Annotated in this window: 19 protein-coding genes; 12 read left to right on the forward strand and 7 right to left on the reverse strand. The window is 72.3% G+C overall.

What is annotated here, in order from left to right:
• The 3 genes from mshB to ABZ707_RS13730 all read left to right on the forward strand — a co-directional run bounded on the left by mshB (nt 1) and on the right by ABZ707_RS13730 (nt 3,470).
• Nucleotides 1-888, forward strand: coding sequence for an N-acetyl-1-D-myo-inositol-2-amino-2-deoxy-alpha-D-glucopyranoside deacetylase (gene mshB / locus ABZ707_RS13720; protein ID WP_360172807.1), 888 nt, complete (start codon nt 1-3; stop codon nt 886-888).
• Entirely contained in the window at nt 885-1,298 is a 414-nt protein-coding gene (locus ABZ707_RS13725; protein WP_360172810.1) for a DUF6113 family protein, read from the forward strand. Before mshB ends, ABZ707_RS13725 begins: the two co-directional genes overlap by 4 nt.
• Nucleotides 1,299-1,493: 195 nt before the next feature.
• Complete coding sequence (locus ABZ707_RS13730) at nt 1,494-3,470, forward strand: hypothetical protein (protein ID WP_360172812.1); 1,977 nt, start codon at nt 1,494-1,496, stop codon at nt 3,468-3,470.
• 112 nt (nt 3,471-3,582) lie between these two features.
• On the opposite strand, the gene ABZ707_RS13735 is transcribed toward ABZ707_RS13730, so the two are convergent.
• Together ABZ707_RS13735 and ABZ707_RS13740 are read right to left on the reverse strand one after the other, a co-directional pair.
• Nucleotides 3,583-4,413 carry a transglutaminase-like domain-containing protein gene (locus ABZ707_RS13735; protein WP_360172815.1) on the reverse strand — a complete coding sequence of 277 codons (831 nt, stop codon included), beginning with the start codon at nt 4,411-4,413 and terminating at the stop codon, nt 3,583-3,585.
• A gap of 17 nt (nt 4,414-4,430) precedes the next feature.
• Nucleotides 4,431-5,438: a GNAT family N-acetyltransferase gene (locus ABZ707_RS13740; protein WP_360172818.1), complete on the reverse strand. Its 1,008-nt coding sequence runs from the start codon at nt 5,436-5,438 to the stop codon at nt 4,431-4,433.
• Nucleotides 5,439-5,578: 140 nt separating this feature from the next.
• On the opposite strand from ABZ707_RS13740, the gene fdxA reads away from it, so the two are divergent.
• Complete coding sequence (gene fdxA, locus ABZ707_RS13745; protein ID WP_003985062.1) at nt 5,579-5,899, forward strand: ferredoxin; 321 nt, start codon at nt 5,579-5,581, stop codon at nt 5,897-5,899.
• Nucleotides 5,900-5,987: 88 nt separating this feature from the next.
• Entirely contained in the window at nt 5,988-7,082 is a 1,095-nt protein-coding gene (gene dapC, locus ABZ707_RS13750; RefSeq protein ID WP_360172821.1) for a succinyldiaminopimelate transaminase, read from the forward strand.
• A gap of 89 nt (nt 7,083-7,171) precedes the next feature.
• Here dapC and ABZ707_RS13755 read toward each other — a convergent pair whose 3' ends face one another.
• Nucleotides 7,172-7,609 carry an ATP-binding protein gene (locus tag ABZ707_RS13755; RefSeq protein WP_360172824.1) on the reverse strand — a complete coding sequence of 146 codons (438 nt, stop codon included), beginning with the start codon at nt 7,607-7,609 and terminating at the stop codon, nt 7,172-7,174.
• Nucleotides 7,610-7,897: 288 nt separating this feature from the next.
• Complete coding sequence (locus ABZ707_RS13760) at nt 7,898-8,857, reverse strand: hypothetical protein (protein WP_360172827.1); 960 nt, start codon at nt 8,855-8,857, stop codon at nt 7,898-7,900.
• Between the two features lie 107 nt (nt 8,858-8,964).
• Between ABZ707_RS13760 and dapE the strand changes: the two genes are divergently transcribed.
• Both dapE and ABZ707_RS13770 read left to right on the forward strand, forming a co-directional pair.
• A complete protein-coding gene (gene dapE / locus ABZ707_RS13765; protein ID WP_360172830.1) occupies nt 8,965-10,044 on the forward strand; it encodes a succinyl-diaminopimelate desuccinylase in 1,080 nt (359 codons plus the stop codon).
• Between the two features lie 108 nt (nt 10,045-10,152).
• The gene (locus ABZ707_RS13770) at nt 10,153-10,902 is read left to right on the forward strand and encodes a TIGR00730 family Rossman fold protein (RefSeq protein WP_360172833.1); all 750 of its coding nucleotides are present in this window, start codon (nt 10,153-10,155) and stop codon (nt 10,900-10,902) included.
• Between the two features lie 9 nt (nt 10,903-10,911).
• On the opposite strand, the gene folP is transcribed toward ABZ707_RS13770, so the two are convergent.
• Entirely contained in the window at nt 10,912-11,784 is an 873-nt protein-coding gene (gene folP, locus ABZ707_RS13775; protein WP_360172836.1) for a dihydropteroate synthase, read from the reverse strand.
• A 108-nt stretch (nt 11,785-11,892) separates the two neighbouring features.
• Between folP and ABZ707_RS13780 the strand changes: the two genes are divergently transcribed.
• Nucleotides 11,893-12,246, forward strand: coding sequence for a DivIVA domain-containing protein (locus ABZ707_RS13780; RefSeq protein WP_360172839.1), 354 nt, complete (start codon nt 11,893-11,895; stop codon nt 12,244-12,246).
• Complete coding sequence (locus ABZ707_RS13785; RefSeq protein WP_360172842.1) at nt 12,243-12,827, forward strand: DNA-3-methyladenine glycosylase I; 585 nt, start codon at nt 12,243-12,245, stop codon at nt 12,825-12,827. Before ABZ707_RS13780 ends, ABZ707_RS13785 begins: the two co-directional genes overlap by 4 nt.
• 87 nt (nt 12,828-12,914) lie before the next feature.
• Here ABZ707_RS13785 and ABZ707_RS13790 read toward each other — a convergent pair whose 3' ends face one another.
• Nucleotides 12,915-13,718, reverse strand: coding sequence for an enoyl-CoA hydratase-related protein (locus ABZ707_RS13790; RefSeq protein WP_360172845.1), 804 nt, complete (start codon nt 13,716-13,718; stop codon nt 12,915-12,917).
• Nucleotides 13,719-14,030: 312 nt separating this feature from the next.
• Here ABZ707_RS13790 and ABZ707_RS13795 point away from each other — a divergent pair, with 312 nt between their 5' ends.
• Nucleotides 14,031-14,198, forward strand: coding sequence for a DUF3117 domain-containing protein (locus tag ABZ707_RS13795; protein ID WP_003966491.1), 168 nt, complete (start codon nt 14,031-14,033; stop codon nt 14,196-14,198).
• A 140-nt stretch (nt 14,199-14,338) separates the two neighbouring features.
• Here ABZ707_RS13795 and ABZ707_RS13800 read toward each other — a convergent pair whose 3' ends face one another.
• Entirely contained in the window at nt 14,339-15,004 is a 666-nt protein-coding gene (locus ABZ707_RS13800) for an O-methyltransferase (protein WP_360172848.1), read from the reverse strand.
• 141 nt (nt 15,005-15,145) lie between these two features.
• Here ABZ707_RS13800 and sigE point away from each other — a divergent pair, with 141 nt between their 5' ends.
• Together sigE and ABZ707_RS13810 are read left to right on the forward strand one after the other, a co-directional pair.
• Nucleotides 15,146-15,904 (forward strand): RNA polymerase sigma factor SigE, encoded by a 759-nt coding sequence (sigE, locus tag ABZ707_RS13805; protein WP_360172851.1) that lies wholly within the window; start codon nt 15,146-15,148, stop codon nt 15,902-15,904.
• A complete protein-coding gene (locus ABZ707_RS13810) occupies nt 15,901-16,776 on the forward strand; it encodes a zf-HC2 domain-containing protein (RefSeq protein WP_360172854.1) in 876 nt (291 codons plus the stop codon). The genes sigE and ABZ707_RS13810 overlap by 4 nt, the downstream gene beginning before the upstream one ends.
• Nucleotides 16,777-16,828: the final 52 nt, after the last annotated feature.

Here is a 16,828-nt window from a genome sequence, read left to right on the forward strand (position 1 = left end):
ATGACCGATCTCCCCGCTCGTCGTCTGCTGCTCGTGCACGCGCACCCGGACGACGAGTCGATCAACAACGGCGCCACCATGGCCAAGTACGCGGCCGAGGGCGCCCGGGTCACCCTGGTGACCTGCACCCTCGGTGAGGAGGGCGAGGTCATCCCGGCCGGCCTCGCCCACCTCGCGGCCGATCAGGAGGACCGCCTCGGCGCCCGTCGCATCGGTGAACTCGGGGCGGCGATGAAGGAGCTGGGCGTCACCGACCACCGCTTCCTCGGCGGCCCCGGGCGGTTCCGGGACTCCGGGATGATGGGTCTGGAGCAGAACCACCGCGAGAACGCCTTCTGGCACACGGACATCGACGAGGCCGCCCCGTACCTGGTCGAGGTGATCCGTGAGATACGCCCCCAGGTGCTGGTGACCTACGACCCCGACGGCGGCTACGGCCATCCCGACCACATCCAGGCCCACCGCGTCGCGATGCGCGCGGCCGCCCTGGCGGCCGAGACCGGCTACCTGCCCGGGCTGGGCGTCCCGCACGGCATCGCGAAGATCTACTGGAACCGCGTACCGCGCTCGGTCGCCGAAGAGGGCTTCGCCCGGCTGCGCGCCGCGGGGACGGCCTTCCCCGGTGTCGCGACGGTCGACGACCTCCCGGGTGTGATCGACGACACGGAGATCACCGCGGCGGTCGACGGGGCGCCGTACCGGGCGGCGAAAACGGCCGCGATGCGCGCCCACGCCACCCAGATCGCCGTGGACGGCTCCTCCTTCGCGCTCTCCAACGACCTGGCCCAGCCGATCTTCGCCACCGAGTACTACCAGTTGGCGCACGGTGAACCGGGAGCGCCGGCCGGCGAGCGGGAAGACGATCTCTTCGCGGGAGCGGGCGCGTGAGCGCGCGACGGCCGCAGCCCGGCGGCCCGTTCGCGGGGCAGTCCAGACCGGGACGTATCGCCCTGTATGCGGGCCTGTTCGTGCTCGGGGCGCTGGTCGGGGTCGCCGGCTCCCTGGCCCAGGGCGGCCTGTTTCCCGGTGGCTTGCTGCTGGCGCTGCTCGCGACGGCCGGCCTCTTCTACGGCGGGCTGTACGTCACCGGCACCCAGCTCGGCGTGGCCGCGCCCGCCGCGGGCTGGCTGGTCGCGGCCGTCCTGCTGAGCATCCCCCGCCCGGAGGGCGACGCGGTCTTCGCGGCGGGACTCGGGCCGCTCGTCTACCTGCTGGGCGGGATGGTGGTGGCTGTGATGTGTGCCACCATGTCGCGGTTGCCGCAACCAGGTACGAAGTCCGGCCGACTTGGGAAGTGACGCGTCCGCCAACAGCCGAAACGGCCTTGTCCGTACGGCCCGCGGAGCGTCCCTTGCCACGGCCGTCGGGTGTGTGTCACCGGAGGCCAGTATGGTGGTGCGCGCTCCGGGCCGTCCCCTCGCCTCCGGCATGGGGGACCCGAACAGTTGAGTACCAGTAAGAACGGGCGGCGGAGCCAACCGGGAGAACCTGCTTTGAGTCGTGAAACTGACAGTTCGTCCTCCGGGCCCCAGGGGCGCGGCGGAGCCGCGTACCCCTCGGGGACACCGCCGTACGGATCCCGCCAGTATCCGTCGCTGCATCCCCAGCAGGACGCTCCGGAGGAGACGGGTACCGCGTCCGTGCCCCAGCAGGACGCGCCCAGAACCGAGACCACGCTGACCACCCGCATCCGGATCAACATCCCGGGTTCGCGGCCGATCCCGCCCGTGGTGATGCGTACGCCCATGGGCGACGGCGAGAGCACCGACGGCCGGGGGGTGCCCGCGGGCGAGTCCGCCGGGAAGATTCCGGGGCCCAGCACGCCGCCGGACGCCGACGCGGGACGGCCCGGAGGCGCGGAGGACAAGCCTGCCGGGGACAAGCCCACCAGCGACTGGTTCGCGCCACGCAAGGCGTCGGGCGCGGGCGCGGGCATGGGTGCGGGCGCGGCGGCCGTCGCGGGCGGACCGACCCCGCCGCCGGCCGAGCCGAGCGGCGACCGGCGCCCCGACCAGCCGTACTACCCGGAGAGCCGGCAGCCGCATCCGCCGGCCGGCGGCGTTCCCGGGAGCAATGGATACGCGCCCGGCGCGGCGGCCGGACCCAGCGGTCCGACCACCGGCCCGGTCACCGGCAGTTCACCGCTGGGCACCCCGCCCGCCGCGCTGGGCACCCCGCCGGGAGCGGGCCAGGCCGGTCCGCCGCGGATGCCCGACGACACCGCCGAACTGACCCCGCAGCAGCCCGCGCCCGGTCCCGGCCCCGCCGGGCATGTCTCCGGAGACACGCTGACCAGCGGTATCCCCGTGGTCCCGCCGGAGCACCGCACACCCTTCCCCGGCTCGGGCCCCCAGGGCGCCGGTCCGCACACGGATCCGGCCGGCCGCCCCGACGGGCCCGGCCCCCTCGGCCGGCAGGACCAGGGCTTCTCGACGCCGGACTTCCCCGGACCGGTCGGTCCCGCCCAGGGCACGCCCCCGTCGGGCCCGGCGCCCGCGCGCGCCGCCGCTCCGGCCAGGCCCGCCAAGAAGGGCCGCTCCAAGCTGATGCTTCTCGGCGTCGTGGTCGTCGTCGCGGCCGGCGGGCTCTACGGAGCCGGTCTGCTCATGAACCGCTCCGACGTGCCCAAGGGCACCACCGTCCTGGGCGTGGACATCGGCGGCACCCGGGACCAGGCGGTCAAGAAGCTCGACGCCACCTTCGGCGAGCGGGCCGTCGCGCCGCTGCGGCTCAGCATCGCGGGCAAGACGGAGGAACTGGCCCCGGACCGGGCCGGACTCAGCCTGGACAGCCAGGCGACCGTCCGCGCCGCGGCCGGCAGCGACTACAACCCGGTCTCGGTGATCGGCTCGCTCTTCGGCGGCGCACGGATCGCCGAGCCGGTGATCCCCGTCGACGAGGAGAAGCTGAGCGCGGCGCTGAACGATCTGGCGGGCGTCTCGGGCTCGGCCGCCGACGGGACGATCAAGTTCGAGCCGGGCCGGGCCGTCGCGGTCCCGGGCAAGTCGGGCAAGGCGCTGGACGTCAGCCACTCGATCATCTCGGTACGGGACGCCTACCGCGCCCAGGTCCAGACCGGGAAGACGAACACGGTCGCGCTGCCCGTCGCCACCCGTGAGCCGACGATCAGCCAGGCGGAACTGGACCGGGCGATGAAGGAGTTCGCCGAGCCCGCGATGTCCGGCCTGATCACGATCAAGGCCGCAGACAAGCAGATCCAGTTCGGCCCGGCGAAGTCGCTGCCCAAGATCCTCTCGATGAAGCCGATCAACGGGAAGCTTGTCGAGGTCTACGACAGGAACGCCATCGACCAGCTCCTGGAAGGCGTCTTCGACGGCATCACCATCACCAAGGGCGACGGCAAGCAGTACCCCGTCTCCTCCGCCGATGTGGCCCAGGCCATGCAGAAGGCGCTGCTCGGCAGGACGCCGGCCGAACGCACCCAGGTGATCGACCTCGATCCCAGCTAGGGCGTGTTCCGAACGTAGCGCCGCGGTGCGTCGCGGGAGCCCTCGCCCCACCGGGCGAGGGCTCCCGTGTGTCCCGGCAGCTCTCCGGACGGCTGATCCCCGGCGGCTCGGCTCAGTTGAGCATCGCCCGCGCGGCCCGGGCCCGGCCGCGGATCGCCTCCGCCGTCGACGGCTCGACGGCGGCCACCACCCGCGCGTACTCGTCCATCTCCGCCGCTCCGCGCAGAAACTCCCCACGCCGGACGAGCAGCTTGGCGCGGTCGTAACGCAGCCTCGCCGGATGGGCCGGGAGCAGCATGCACAGCTCAACCGCCCACAGCGAGACATCGGTGCGCTCCGGGCGGATCTCGGCCCAGGCGCGGATGTTGTTCAGGACGCGCACGACGATGTCGAGCGGATCGGCCGGAGCGAACATGTCGGGCCGTGACGGAGCCCCCGTGGCGCCGCTGACCAGCAGCTCCGCGTCGGGGCCCGTCAGCAGCCGCCCGCCCTCGAACGGATCGGCCAGGATCCGCTCGGCCGGATCCCCGAACCCGACCACGAAATGGCCGGGCAGGGCCACGCCGTACACCGCCGCTCCCGCTCGCCGGGCCACCTCGATCCAGACCACCGACAGCAGGATGGGAAGCCCGCGCCTGCGCCGCAGCACCTCGGGCAGCAGCGAGGACTCCAGCCGCTGGTACTCGGCGGCGGAGCCGCGGAAGTCGTGGCGCGCGCCCAGCAGATCCGCGAGCGCGGTCGCCCAGGCGCTCGCCCCGCTGACGCCGTAGGGCAGCAGCCCGGCCAGCCGGTCCAGCTCGGCCTGGGCCGCGTCAAGACCGGCCTCGCCCAGGGAGGGATCGGCCTCCGCGCCCATCAGCAGACAGAGCGTGGCCAGATCGGGCCGCTCCGCACGGGCCTCCTCGGCGAAGAGCCGGCGCCGGTCGGTGGATTCCGGATGCATACGCGCCTCGTACCCGCTCAGCTGGATCGGAAGTGGTGATAACGGTGGTGGACCGCGAAGCCCATGCCTTCGTACAGCGCACGTGCCCCGTCATTGTCCGCCTCGACCTGGAGCCAGGCGGCCGACGCGCCCTCTTCCAGCGCACGGCGGGCGAGCGCGGTCATCACCGCGGTGGCCAGGCCCTCACGCCGGCGGGCGGGATCGACCTCCACCGCCATGAACCCGGCCCAGCGTCCGTCGACCACACATCTGCCGATCGCCGCCGGGACATCCGAGGCGCCGGGCACGGTGGCGAACCACACCGAGGGGCCGCTGCCCAGTACGTGCGCCACATGTGGCCCCGGGGTACCGGACCTCTGGTAGCGCCGGAGCCAGGCGGTGTCGCAGGTACGGTCCAGCCGCACCGGCGGCCCGCCGGTCTCCTCCGGGCCGGGCCGGTCCCCGAGCGGCGCGAGCGCGGCGACGCGCAGCTCCGCGGTCACCTCGGAGCGCCAGCCGCGTTTCTCCAGCTCCGCGCACAGCAGCTCCTGGGTGCCCTCCGCGCCGGTCGCGGTCTGGACGTACGCGGGCAGGCCGCGCTCGCCGTACCACCGGCGCACATGTGCCAGCGCCTCGTCGAGCGGCAGCCCGGGATCACCGAGCGGCAGCACCGAATTGGCCCGTCTGGTGAATCCGGCGGCCGATCTGAGCAGCCACTCGCCGAGCGGTTCGCTCTCCACCGGCTGCCATGCGCGGGCGGAGATCCGGGCCAGTTCCTCGAACGCCGCCGCCGGCCCCCGGCGCCTGGCGGGCGCCGCCGGCACCACCTTGCCCGCCACCAGCGCGGCCTCGGGGACCCGGACAGTCTCACCGGTCCGCCGTGTGATGAGCAGCACACCGGCGTCCCAGGATGTGAGAACGCCCACCGTGTCGGTGAACTTCTCCGGGCCCGCGCCGCCGCCCGTCAATCGCCTGACTGATACCCGTTTGCCCACGTCAGCCTCTGTCACGCGGACCTCAAGCCGTCCGCCGGCGGTGAATTCCACGGCTCTCTGCGCCCCTCCTGTTCGGATCGTGCCCAAGAACGGAGATACTAGATGCGGGCATCGACGACGCCGCGCTCCCGCGCGCCCGTGGACGGAGCCGCAGATCGGCCCGCCGCGCCCTATCGAGGAGGAACGACAGCGTGACCTACGTCATCGCGCAGCCTTGTGTCGACGTCAAGGACAAGGCGTGCATCGAGGAGTGCCCGGTCGACTGCATCTACGAGGGCTCCCGGTCCTTGTACATCCACCCGGACGAATGCGTCGACTGTGGAGCCTGTGAGCCGGTCTGCCCGGTCGAGGCCATCTTCTACGAGGACGACACCCCGGAGGAGTGGAAGGACTACTACAAGGCGAACGTCGAGTTCTTCGACGAGCTCGGTTCGCCCGGCGGTGCTTCCAAGCTCGGCCTGATCGAGCGCGACCACCCCTTCATCGCAGCGCTGCCGCCCCAGAACGGCTGACAGTGCGCCCCCGGTCCCGCACGGCCCCCCCGGCCGTGCGGGACCGAGGCGTTCTCGTCCGCACGAGGTACCAGAAAGAGTGAGCACCGTGTCCGCAGTCTCTTCGCGCCTTCCCGACTTTCCCTGGGACAGGCTGGAGCCCCACAAGGCGACGGCCGCGGCCCATCCGGACGGGATCGTGGACCTGTCCGTGGGCACCCCCGTCGATCCGGTGCCCGCCCTGGTCCAGCGGGCTCTGGTCGAGGCGGCCGACTCACCGGGGTATCCGACGGTGTGGGGGACGGCCGGGCTGCGTGACGCGCTGACCGGCTGGGCCGGGCGCCGGCTCGGTGCTCGTGCGATGACCCACGCGCATGTGCTGCCGGTGGTGGGTTCCAAGGAACTGGTGGCCTGGCTGCCCACCCAGCTCGGACTGGGCGCGGGCGACCGGGTCGCCCATCCTCGGCTCGCGTACCCGACGTACGAGGTGGGGGCGCGGCTGTGCGGCGCCGAGCCCGTCCCGTACGACGACCCCACGGAGCTGGACCCGGCGGGTCTGAAGCTCCTCTGGCTCAACTCGCCGTCGAATCCGACCGGCGAGGTGCTGCCCGGCGAAGAGCTGGCCAGGATCGTGGCCTGGGCGCGTGAGCACGGTGTGCTGGTCTTCAGCGACGAGTGCTATCTGGAGCTGGGCTGGGAGGCCGAGCCCGTCTCCGTGCTCCATCCGGACGTCTGCGGCGGTTCGTACGAGGGGATCGTCGCCGTCCACTCCCTCTCCAAGCGCTCCAACCTGGCCGGATACCGCGCCGCGTTTCTCGCGGGCGACCCGGCGGTGCTCGGGGAGCTGCTCCAGATCCGCAAGCACGGCGGGATGATGGTCCCGGCGCCGGTGCAGGCGGCGACGGCCGCGGCCCTCGGCGACGACACGCACGTACGGGAGCAGCGGGCGCGGTACGCGGCGCGCCGGGACGCGCTGCGCGGCGCGCTGGAGGCGCACGGCTTCCGGGTCGACCACAGCGAGGCCAGCCTCTATCTCTGGTCGACGCGGGACGAGCCGTGCTGGGACACCGTGGCCCACCTCGCGGAGCTGGGCATCCTGGTCGCGCCCGGCGACTTCTACGGTCCCGCCGGGGAGCGGCATGTACGGGTGGCGCTGACGGCCACCGACGAGCGGATCGACGCGGCGGTCAAGCGGCTGGGCTGACGCCGGAAGCGGCGGTTGACGGCATGCGGGCGGGCCGGGGAGTACGTACTCCCCGGCCCGCCCGTTCGTACGCGGGTGCGGCGTGCGTGTCAGCCGAGCGGCAGGCTCTGGACGGGGAGCTGTCCGGTCGGCAGGCCGCCGCCGAGTGCGGTCGGCCCGGCGCCCTTGGTGGCGGTCGAGGCGGTCTCGCCCAGCACGTCACCGGCGCTGTCGGCGGTGTCACCGGCCAGCTTCTGCGCGGCGGGGGTCGCCGCCTTGCCGGCCTTGCCGACGCTCTTGCCGGCCGCCGGGACGGTCTTCTTGACGGCCTTGCCGCCGACTTCGCCCGCCACCTCGGTCGCCTTCTGGGCGCCGCTGTCGACGGCTTCGCCCACCGCGGCGCCGTCGAGCGCGCTCACCGCACCCAGGCCGGTGGTCTGGGGAAGTGCCGCCGCGCTCGCGGAACCGGCCGCTCCGACCACGGGGGCCGCACCCGCGGCGATGAGCAGCGCGGCACGGGCGATCCGACGGGTCAGGGGGAGGGACATGATGCTCCTTTGGCGGGAGGGAAACAGTGCTTGTCCGTCGATCGGACGCAGTGACAACCCCTCGAAGGGCCGCGAAGGTTGCGGCGAGCAAGGGTAAAGAGTTGGTAATGCGTCGCATTATCGGCTACGGATAAAAACGGGCAAACGATGCCGTTAAGGAGAGTGTGACGAACCGTCACTTCCCTTGATTCACAAGGGATTCGACGGGTGGAGGTGTGCTGATCCGAATCATCCGAAGAAATATCACGCGGTAGGACCGGGGGCCGCCCGTCCGGGTGATCTCTCGTACTACTGCGCGGTGCGAATTCGAATTTCCTGGGCGCCGGGCCCGGCCGGATCGCCCTTTCCCTGCCAGCCGCGCTCCGCGTCCTTCGCGCTCCAGGTCCGGCCCGCGTAGCGGACCTCGTTGATCCGCAGGGCGGCCGCCTGGGCCACCGCCCAGTGCGCCAGCTCCCAGCCGCGCTGCGACGGCGAAGGCCCTCCCACCGATTCGCCGGCCGAGTCGCCGGCGTCCGCCGCGGCCGGTACCGGCACGGACACATCGGCGGCCGTGCGCGAGGCCCCCGACCGGCCGGTGGCCGCGTCCGGCGGCAGCACCCCGGATCCGAAGGCCCGCACCAGCGCCGTCCGTACCTTCGCCGGGTCTCCCGGCACGCTGCCGTTCGGTGCCGAACAGGTCAGGGAGGCGGCGAACCGGCCGGTGAGCGCCGCGGCCAGCAGCGCCGCGTCCGGCTCGTGCTTCGCGTACGCCTGCGGGAAGCCACTGCGCTGGACGCGCTGGGCCGCCACGGTGAGCGGCAGCCGTGAATAGCCGGGGACCTTGGCGAGATGGTCGTAGAACTGTCCCGCCGCGTAGGCCGGGTCGCGGATCTGGGCCGCGGTGCCCCAGCCCTTCGAGGGACGCTGCTGGAAGAGCCCCAGCGAGTCCCGGTCGCCATGGTTCAGATTGCGCAGCGCGGACTCCTGGAGGGCGGTCGCCAGCGCGATGGTGACCGCGCGCTCGGGCAGCCCGCGCGAGGTGCCGACCGCGGAGATCGTGGCCGCGTTCGCGGCCTGTTCCGGAGACATCTCGTAGCGGGGGCTGCCGTCGCCCGAGGGGTCCTGGGCCCGGACCACACACCGGGGCGCGCCCCCGCCGCCCGTCGTGTACTGCACCGCCACATACGCGGCCAGGGCCAGCAGTACGGCGAGGGCGGCTGCGATACGCAGGAGGCGGCCGCGACGGGAGGGAGAGGCGGTCTCGGACACGCGCCCACCGTACTGGAGTCGGACGGTGCCAAGATCCCGGTCGCCCGGGACGGGACGGGCCCGCCGGAAGGAGAGCTCGGGCCGGGAGGAGAGCTAGGGTCAAAACCATGTCTGAGACCATGCTCGACCTCACTCTGGACGGCCCGGCGCTCACCGCCCGCCTGGTCGACTTCCCGTCGGTCAGCGGCGAGGAGAAGCCCCTCGCCGACGCGATCGAGCAGGCGCTGCGCGCCCTGCCGCATCTCACCGTCGACCGGCACGGGAACAACGTCGTGGCACGCACCCGGCTGGGACGCGGCGAGCGGATCATCCTCGCCGGGCATATCGACACGGTCCCGATCGCCGGCAATGTGCCCTCCCGGCTGGACGCCGACGGGGTGCTGTGGGGCTGTGGCACCAGCGACATGAAGTCGGGGGTCGCCGTGCAGCTCCGGATCGCCGCGACGGTCCCCGAGCCCAATCGCGACCTCACCTTCGTCTTCTACGACAACGAAGAGGTCGCCGCACATCTCAATGGGCTCGGACATCTGGCAGAGGCACATCCGGACTGGCTGGAGGGCGATTTCGCCGTACTGCTGGAGCCCTCCGACGGCCAGGTCGAGGGCGGCTGCCAGGGCACGCTGAGGATCCTGCTGCGGATGACGGGGGAGCGGGCACACTCCGCGCGCAGTTGGATGGGGTCCAACGCCATTCACGCCGCCGCGCCCGTCCTGGACCGCCTCGCCGCGTACGAACCGCGGCGGCCGGTCATCGACGGTCTGGAGTACCGGGAGGGGCTCAACGCCGTACGGATCGAGGGGGGCGTGGCCAACAACGTCATCCCCGACGAGTGCACCGTCGTCGTGAACTACCGCTACGCCCCGGACCGGGGCGAGGAGGAGGCCCTCGCGCATGTCCGGGAGGTCTTCGCGGACTGCGGGGTCGCCGACCTCACCGTGGACGACCACTCGGGCGCCGCCCTGCCCGGCCTCTCGCACCCGGCCGCGGCCGCGTTCATGGCCGCCGTGGGCGGTACGGCACAGCCCAAGTTCGGCTGGACGGACGTCTCGCGCTTCGGCGGCCTCGGAGTGCCCGCCGTCAATTACGGCCCCGGTGACGCGCTGCTCGCCCACAAGCGCGACGAGCGGGTGGCCGTCGAGCGGATCACGCACTGCGAGAAGCGGCTCCGTGACTGGCTCACCGGGTGAGAACGTACGGGAAGTGAGGGCCGGACGGACTGCCGCAATTTCGCCGTTTGTCACGTCCGTGGTCCTACCCTTGCCGAGAACAGCGCACAGCAGCGGAGGGAGCAGGTCATGGGCATGCCTGACGGAGCGCAGAAGCCGGAGGAACAGCGGCTCGGACCGGTGATCCGCCGCCGGGAGCAGGTGCAGCCCGGCACGACCGATCAGCGGCTGCTGGACACCGAGGGCGACTCGGAGTGGGTGCACACCGACCCCTGGCGAGTGATGCGCATCCAGTCGGAGTTCGTGGAGGGCTTCGGCGCGCTCGCCGAGCTGCCCAGTGCCATCAGCGTCTTCGGGTCGGCCCGTACGCCGGTGGACTCCGCGGAGTACGAGGCGGGGATCCGGATCGGCGGGGCGCTCGTGGAGGCGGGCTTCGCGGTGATCACGGGCGGCGGGCCCGGCGCGATGGAGGCCGCTAACAGGGGAGCGCGGGAGGCCCGGGGCGTCTCCGTGGGGCTCGGGATCGAGCTGCCCTTCGAGCAGGGGCTGAACCAGCATGTCGACATCGGTGTGAACTTCCGCTACTTCTTCGTCCGCAAGACGATGTTCGTGAAGTACGCGCAGGGGTTCGTGGTCCTGCCCGGGGGGCTCGGCACGCTGGACGAGCTGTTCGAGGCCCTCACCCTGGTCCAGACCCGCAAGGTCACCCGCTTCCCGATCGTGCTGTTCGGCACGGCGTACTGGGGCGGACTCGTCGAGTGGCTGCGGGACACGGTCGTGGCGCAGGGCAAGGCGTCCGAGCGGGATCTGCTGCTCTTCCATGTCACGGACGACGTGGAAGAGGCGGTGGCGCTGGTCACCAAGGAGACCGGGAACTGACCCGGCGGCTCAGGCCAGCCCCCGGCGGGCCACCGCCGGGGGCCGGTGACCGGCGACGGCCGCCACCATGTCGAGCACCTGCTTGGTCTCCGCCACCTCGTGGACGCGGTAGACCCGCGCCCCGAGCCAGGCCGACACGGCGGTCGTGGCGAGGGTGCCGATCACCCGCTCCTTGACCGGCTTGTCGAGCGTCTCGCCGACGAAGTCCTTGTTGGACAGCGAGACCAGCACCGGCCAGCCCGTCTCGGCCATCTCGCCCAGCCTGCGGGTCGCCTCCAGCGAGTGGCGGGTGTTCTTCCCGAAGTCATGACCGGGATCGATCATGATCCCGTCCCTGCGGACGCCCAGTGCCAGGGCGCGCTCCGCCAGGCCGACCGTCACACGCAGGATGTCGGCCATCACGTCGTCGTACACGACCCGGTGCGGCCGGGTCCTCGGCTCGGCCCCGCCGGCATGGGTGCAGACCAGCCCCGCGCCGTACCGGGCGGCGACCTCCGCGAGCCGCGGGTCGACCCCGCCCCACGCGTCGTTCAGCAGGTCGGCGCCGGCCGCGCAGACCGCCTCGCCGACCTCGTGCCGCCAGGTGTCGACGCTGATCACCACGTCCGGGTAGCGGCGGCGGACCTCGGCGACGAAGCCGACCGTACGGCGAACCTCCTCCTCGGCCGTGACCTCCTCGCCCGGCCCCGCCTTCACACCGCCGATGTCGATGATGGCGGCGCCCTCCGCCACCGCGTGCTCGACCCGGTCCAGGGCCGGTTCGTCGCGGAACGTCGCACCCTGGTCGTAGAAGGAGTCCGGGGTCCGGTTGACGATCGCCATGATCACCGGCTCATGGGCGTCGAATTCCCGACGTCCCAGCCGCAGAGTCCCGCCGCGCATCCCGTGTTTCCTCCTCGCGTCCGTTCCGCCTGCGACCTTAACCGTCTTCACTGTCGGTGGCTCATGGCACGATCGGCACCGGACGTTTCGCTGCCCGGGGAGAAGCTCGTGTTCTTGTTCTTGCTCATCGCGATGGTCGTGGTGGTCGCCGCGGTCACACTCGCGGTCGTCGGCGGCGGTGACCGCGCGGTCCTGCCCGAAGCCGCTCCGGAACGGCTGGTGGACCCGCTGCCGCCGAACCGCCCCGTGGGCCGCGCCGATGTCGAGGCGGTCCGGCTGCCGGTCGGCATGCGCGGCTACCGGATGGCGGATGTGGACGATGTCCTCAGCCGGCTGGGCGCGGAGCTCGCCGAGCGGGACGCGCGGATCGCGGAGCTGGAGGCGGCGCTGGCCGGAGCCCAGGCGACGGCGGTGTCCTCCGTCGAGCTCTTCAAGAAGCCGGGCGAGGAGCCGGAGCTGTGAGCGGGGACGGCGTGGTGCCGGGCCCCGACGGCAGAGCGCGCTGTCCGTGGGGCCTGTCCACCGAGGACTATGTCGCCTACCACGACGCCGAGTGGGGCCGCCCGGTCCACGGCGACGACGCCCTGTTCGAGCGTCTCTGTCTGGAAGCCTTCCAGTCCGGGCTGTCCTGGATCACGATCCTGCGCCGGCGGGAGGGCTTCCGCGCCGCCTTCGCCTCGTTCCGGATCGCGTCCGTCGCGCAGTTCGGCGAGGGGGACCGGGAGCGGCTGCTCGCCGACCCGGGCATCATCCGCAACCGCGCCAAGATCGACGCCACGCTCGCCAACGCGCGCGTCCTCGACGCCTGGTCCCCCGGCGAGCTGGAGGCCCTGATCTGGTCGTACGCCCCCGACCCGGCGAAGCGCCCCGCCCCCAGGACCACCGCCGACGTCCCGGCGGTCACGGACGAGTCCACGGCGCTCGCCAAGACCCTCAAGAAACGCGGCATCCGCTTTGTGGGTCCCACCACCGCCTACGCCCTCATGCAGGCCTGCGGCCTGGTCAACGACCATCTCGCCGGCTGCGCGTTCCGTACCGCCTGAGCGCCCGGCGGACGGCTCCGCGCCGAACGCCGGGAGCCGGACGGCGCGAGGGGAGCCCCCGGCGGCGGGATCCGCCGTACAACCGCCTCAGCGGCCCACGTACTTCGGCCGCTCCTTCGCCAGGAACGCCCGCACCGCGATCGTGTGGTCCTCCGACGCGCCCGCCCTCGTCTGGAGTTCGTTCTCCTTCTCCAGCGTCTCGGCCAGCGAGTGCTCCGCGCCGTACGCCAGGGACTCCTTGATCGCCGCGTACGCCAGGGTCGGGCCCCCAGCCAGCGCGCGGGCCACGGCGGCGGCCTCCGCCGCCAGGTCCGCCGCCGGGACGACCTTGTCGGCCAGGCCCAGCTCGTACGCCTCCCGCGCGGACACCGACCGCGGGAAGAGCAGCAGATCGGTGGCGCGGCCCCGTCCGATCAGCCGCGGCAGCGTCCAGGAGACCCCGGAATCCGCGGTCAGCGCGACGCCCGCGAAGGACGTGTTGAACGTGGCTGTCTCCGCCACGACCCGGTGGTCCGCGGCGAGGACGAAGCCGAGGCCCGCGCCCGCCGCCACCCCGTTGACCCCGGCGACCACCGGCTTGGGCATCTCCGTGATCGCCCGCACGACCGGGTTGTAGTGCTCGCTCACGGTGTCCATCGTCCGGCTGGTGCCCGCCTCCAGGTCGGCCGCGAGCAGGGCCGTGTGCTCCTTGAGGTCCTGTCCCACACAGAAGGCCCGGTCGCCCGAGGCGGTCAGCAGCACCGCGCGCACGGCGGGGTCGGCCGCCGCCTCCCGGAGCGCGTCCCGGAGGGCGGTCTTGGCCGCGATGTTCATCGCGTTCATGGCCTCGGGCCGATTGATCGTGATCGTTGCGAGTCCGTCACTCACCTCGTACAGCACGGTGTCGGCCATGATCGGGTCCCCTTCGCGGCTCGGGCAGTCCTGTCCGGGCCCAGCATGGCGGAGATCACCGAGGGGAGCATGTGACCTGCGTCTAAGAAAGTCGGGTTCCCGCCGGGGGCATGGCGGCGCAGTATCGCAGGCGGATCGCCGAATTGAGTCGTTTTGCGTGAGCGCGTTGCGCAAGCGATGCCGTCCGATGTTGGTCATCGGGTCACGCCATGCGGGATAATGGGCCTGAAGCAATGTGTTCGATGCCGGTGACACAGCGCCTGTCATGGGGCCGCCGGCGGTGATGAGCTGGTTTCAGGAAGGGGAACGAGCATGGCGGCCATGAAGCCGCGAACGGGCGACGGCCCGCTCGAGGTGACCAAGGAGGGGCGGGGCATCGTCATGCGCGTTCCGCTCGAAGGCGGCGGTCGGCTTGTCGTCGAGCTGACTCCGGACGAGGCGGATGCGCTCGGCGACGCTCTGAAGAAGGTCGTCGGCTGAGCGGAACGCTCACAGTCTTCGGGGCCGTTGGTCACCCCCGGATCGACACCAGCGCTGCCCCGGCACGGATCACTCCGTGCCGGGGCAGTGCCTTGTTCACGGGCGCGCCGGGCGCGGGTCAGCAAAGGGGCCGGACGGCCTCAGCCGCGCCGTACCGCGCAGAGCAGTCCGTCGCCCACCGGCAGCAGGGACGGCTGCAGCTCCGGGCTCTCCCGTACGGTCCGCAGCAGCTCCCGCAGCCGCAGCACCTCGGCGGGCTGGGCGGCCGAGTCCACCGTCCGGCCGTTCGCGAACACGCCCTCGAAGCAGATGAGCCCGCCGGGTCTGAGCAGACGCAACGATTCATCGAGATAGTCGAGGCACTCCAGCCGGTCCCCGTCACAGAAGACGAGGTCGTATCCGCCGTCCGCGAGCCGGGGCAGCACATCCAGGGCGCGGCCGGGGATGAAGCGCGCGCGGTTGCCCGCGAAGCCTGCGGCCCGGAACGCCTGCCGGGCGAACTGCTGGCGATCGGGCTCCGTGTCGACCGTGGTGAGGACGCCGTCCGGCCGCATGCCCTGGAGCAGGTACGTCCCCGAGACACCGGTGCCGGTGCCGATCTCGGCGACCGCCTTGGCGTCCAGGGTGGCGGCGAGCAGACGCAGCGCGGCGCCGGTGCCTGGTGACACCGAGCGAAGGCCCGCCTCACGGGCCCGGTCCCGGGCCCAGCGGAGTGCTTCGTCCTCGGCGACAAAGGCGTCGGCGAACGCCCAGCTCGTCTGCCGGTTGGCGGTAATGACCCTCTCCTTGTCCCGTTGGCGGCGCAACGGTGACTGTATCCGCTGCGCCCGGGAACCCGCAGATGGGACCAGGCGTTGTGAAGAGTGGGGAAAGGCATGGATCAGCACATGGGACCGGCCCCAAATGCGCGTAAAGATTCTTATCCGGAGCTAACGGGCGGAGTGGCTATGGTAGGGGCTCCACTGGACACCACCAGAGCCGACAGGGGAGGTGCGGCTGCGCCTGTGGATCGGGGAGGAGTGCTCAGGCGTCTTCTCAGGTCGGCTGGTGAGCCGAAATCCGTGACCAACACTGCTGACCGTTCTCGCTCCATCGACTCCGCAGTTACAGCGACCTTCGCATCGGATGCGGAATCGCCGGCGTGGACGCCTCCCACCTGGGAGGAGATCGTCAGCACGCACAGCGGACGTGTCTACCGCCTCGCCTACCGCCTCACGGGCAACCAGCACGACGCCGAGGACCTGACCCAGGAGGTCTTCGTCCGGGTCTTCCGTTCGCTGTCGACCTACACCCCCGGCACCTTCGAGGGCTGGCTGCACCGCATCACCACCAACCTCTTCCTCGACATGGTCCGCCGCAAGCAGCGGATCCGGTTCGACGCGCTCGGTGACGACGCCGCGGAGCGGCTGCCCAGCCGGGAGCCCTCGCCCCAGCAGGTCTTCCACGACACGCACTTCGACGCGGACGTCCAGCAGGCGCTGGACACCCTCGCGCCCGAATTCCGGGCCGCGGTGGTGCTCTGCGACATCGAGGGGCTCTCGTACGAGGAGATCGCGGCCACGCTGGGCGTCAAGCTCGGCACCGTGCGCAGCAGGATCCACCGCGGCCGTTCGCATCTCCGCAAGGCCCTGCAGCACCGTTCCCCCGAGGCCCGGGCCGAGCAGCGTGCCTTCGTGTGCGTGGCGGGGGAGGGCGGATCGGCGTGAGTGGCATCTGCCCGACCCCTGCTGAGCAGCATCTGGGGGACCGACTCGCCGCCTTGGTCGACGGAGAGCTGGACCACGACGCGCGTGAGCGTGTGCTGGCCCATCTGGCGACCTGCGCCAAGTGCAAGGCAGAGGCCGACGCCCAGCGCCGGCTGAAGAACGTTTTCGCGCAGTCCGCTCCGCCGCCGCCCTCCGCGGGGCTGCTCGCCCGACTCCAGGGGCTGCCGGGGGGACCGCCGGGAGACGGCGGCGACGGCAGAGGTCTGTTCGACGGAGGACGCTTCGGTGACGGCGTCTTCGGGGTGTCCACGGAGGGCTTCGGCTATGCCCCGGTGGGCCCGCACGCCGGCGTGATCCCCGGCGGCTCCGGTTTCCGTATCCACGAGGTCGCCCGCCAGGAGGCCGAGCGTTCGCCCTGGCGCGGCCGGCGGTTCGCCTTCGCGGCCGCCAGCGCCGTGTCGTTCGCCGCGATGGCGCTGGGCGGCACCCTGCCGCTCGGGACACCCGGTGACGGCCTCCCGCGCGGCGCGGGCAACAACGTCACCCCCCTGCGGGCCCCGGCCGGGAGCACGGCCCCGGTCTCCGTCGGGACGGAGTCCACCCGGCGGCAGAGCGGGGGCGACGGCATCCTGCCGCAGTTCGCCGGCGGCCCGGCCCCCACGGCCCCGCCCGGGATGCTCCAGGCGCAGACGCTCTCCGAGCGCTCGTTCTCGCCGGGGATCCTCACCGGCTCGGCGCCGCTGCCGCTGGTGCGGCCCACGGGCATGGCGCTCCAGATCGACGAGGTGTCCGGCACCCCCACGGCCACCCCCAGCCCCACCCGGCTCGCCGCACCGACGCTGCCGGCCGCGCCGTTTTCGTCCCGGCGCTGACAACGTCCCTGCGCGGACATTCGTAAACCTGGTTGAATCTTTCGCAGGGTGC

It is taken from the genome of Streptomyces sp. NPDC006923 (genome assembly GCF_040635655.1).
Taxonomy (GTDB): domain Bacteria; phylum Actinomycetota; class Actinomycetes; order Streptomycetales; family Streptomycetaceae; genus Streptomyces.

Excerpts from the sequence above, each read along its gene's own strand:
- mshB (WP_360172807.1), top strand. The coding sequence starts at position 1 with ATGACCGATCTCCCCGCTCGTCGTCTGCTGCTCGTGCACGCGCACCCG.
- ABZ707_RS13735 (WP_360172815.1), bottom strand. The coding sequence starts at position 4,413 with ATGCATCCGGAATCCACCGACCGGCGCCGGCTCTTCGCCGAGGAGGCC.
- ABZ707_RS13755 (WP_360172824.1), bottom strand. The coding sequence starts at position 7,609 with ATGTCCCTCCCCCTGACCCGTCGGATCGCCCGTGCCGCGCTGCTCATC.
- dapE (WP_360172830.1), top strand. The coding sequence starts at position 8,965 with ATGTCTGAGACCATGCTCGACCTCACTCTGGACGGCCCGGCGCTCACC.
- ABZ707_RS13770 (WP_360172833.1), top strand. The coding sequence starts at position 10,153 with ATGGGCATGCCTGACGGAGCGCAGAAGCCGGAGGAACAGCGGCTCGGA.
- folP (WP_360172836.1), bottom strand. The coding sequence starts at position 11,784 with ATGCGCGGCGGGACTCTGCGGCTGGGACGTCGGGAATTCGACGCCCAT.
- ABZ707_RS13790 (WP_360172845.1), bottom strand. The coding sequence starts at position 13,718 with ATGGCCGACACCGTGCTGTACGAGGTGAGTGACGGACTCGCAACGATC.
- ABZ707_RS13795 (WP_003966491.1), top strand. The coding sequence starts at position 14,031 with ATGGCGGCCATGAAGCCGCGAACGGGCGACGGCCCGCTCGAGGTGACC.
- sigE (WP_360172851.1), top strand. The coding sequence starts at position 15,146 with ATGGTAGGGGCTCCACTGGACACCACCAGAGCCGACAGGGGAGGTGCG.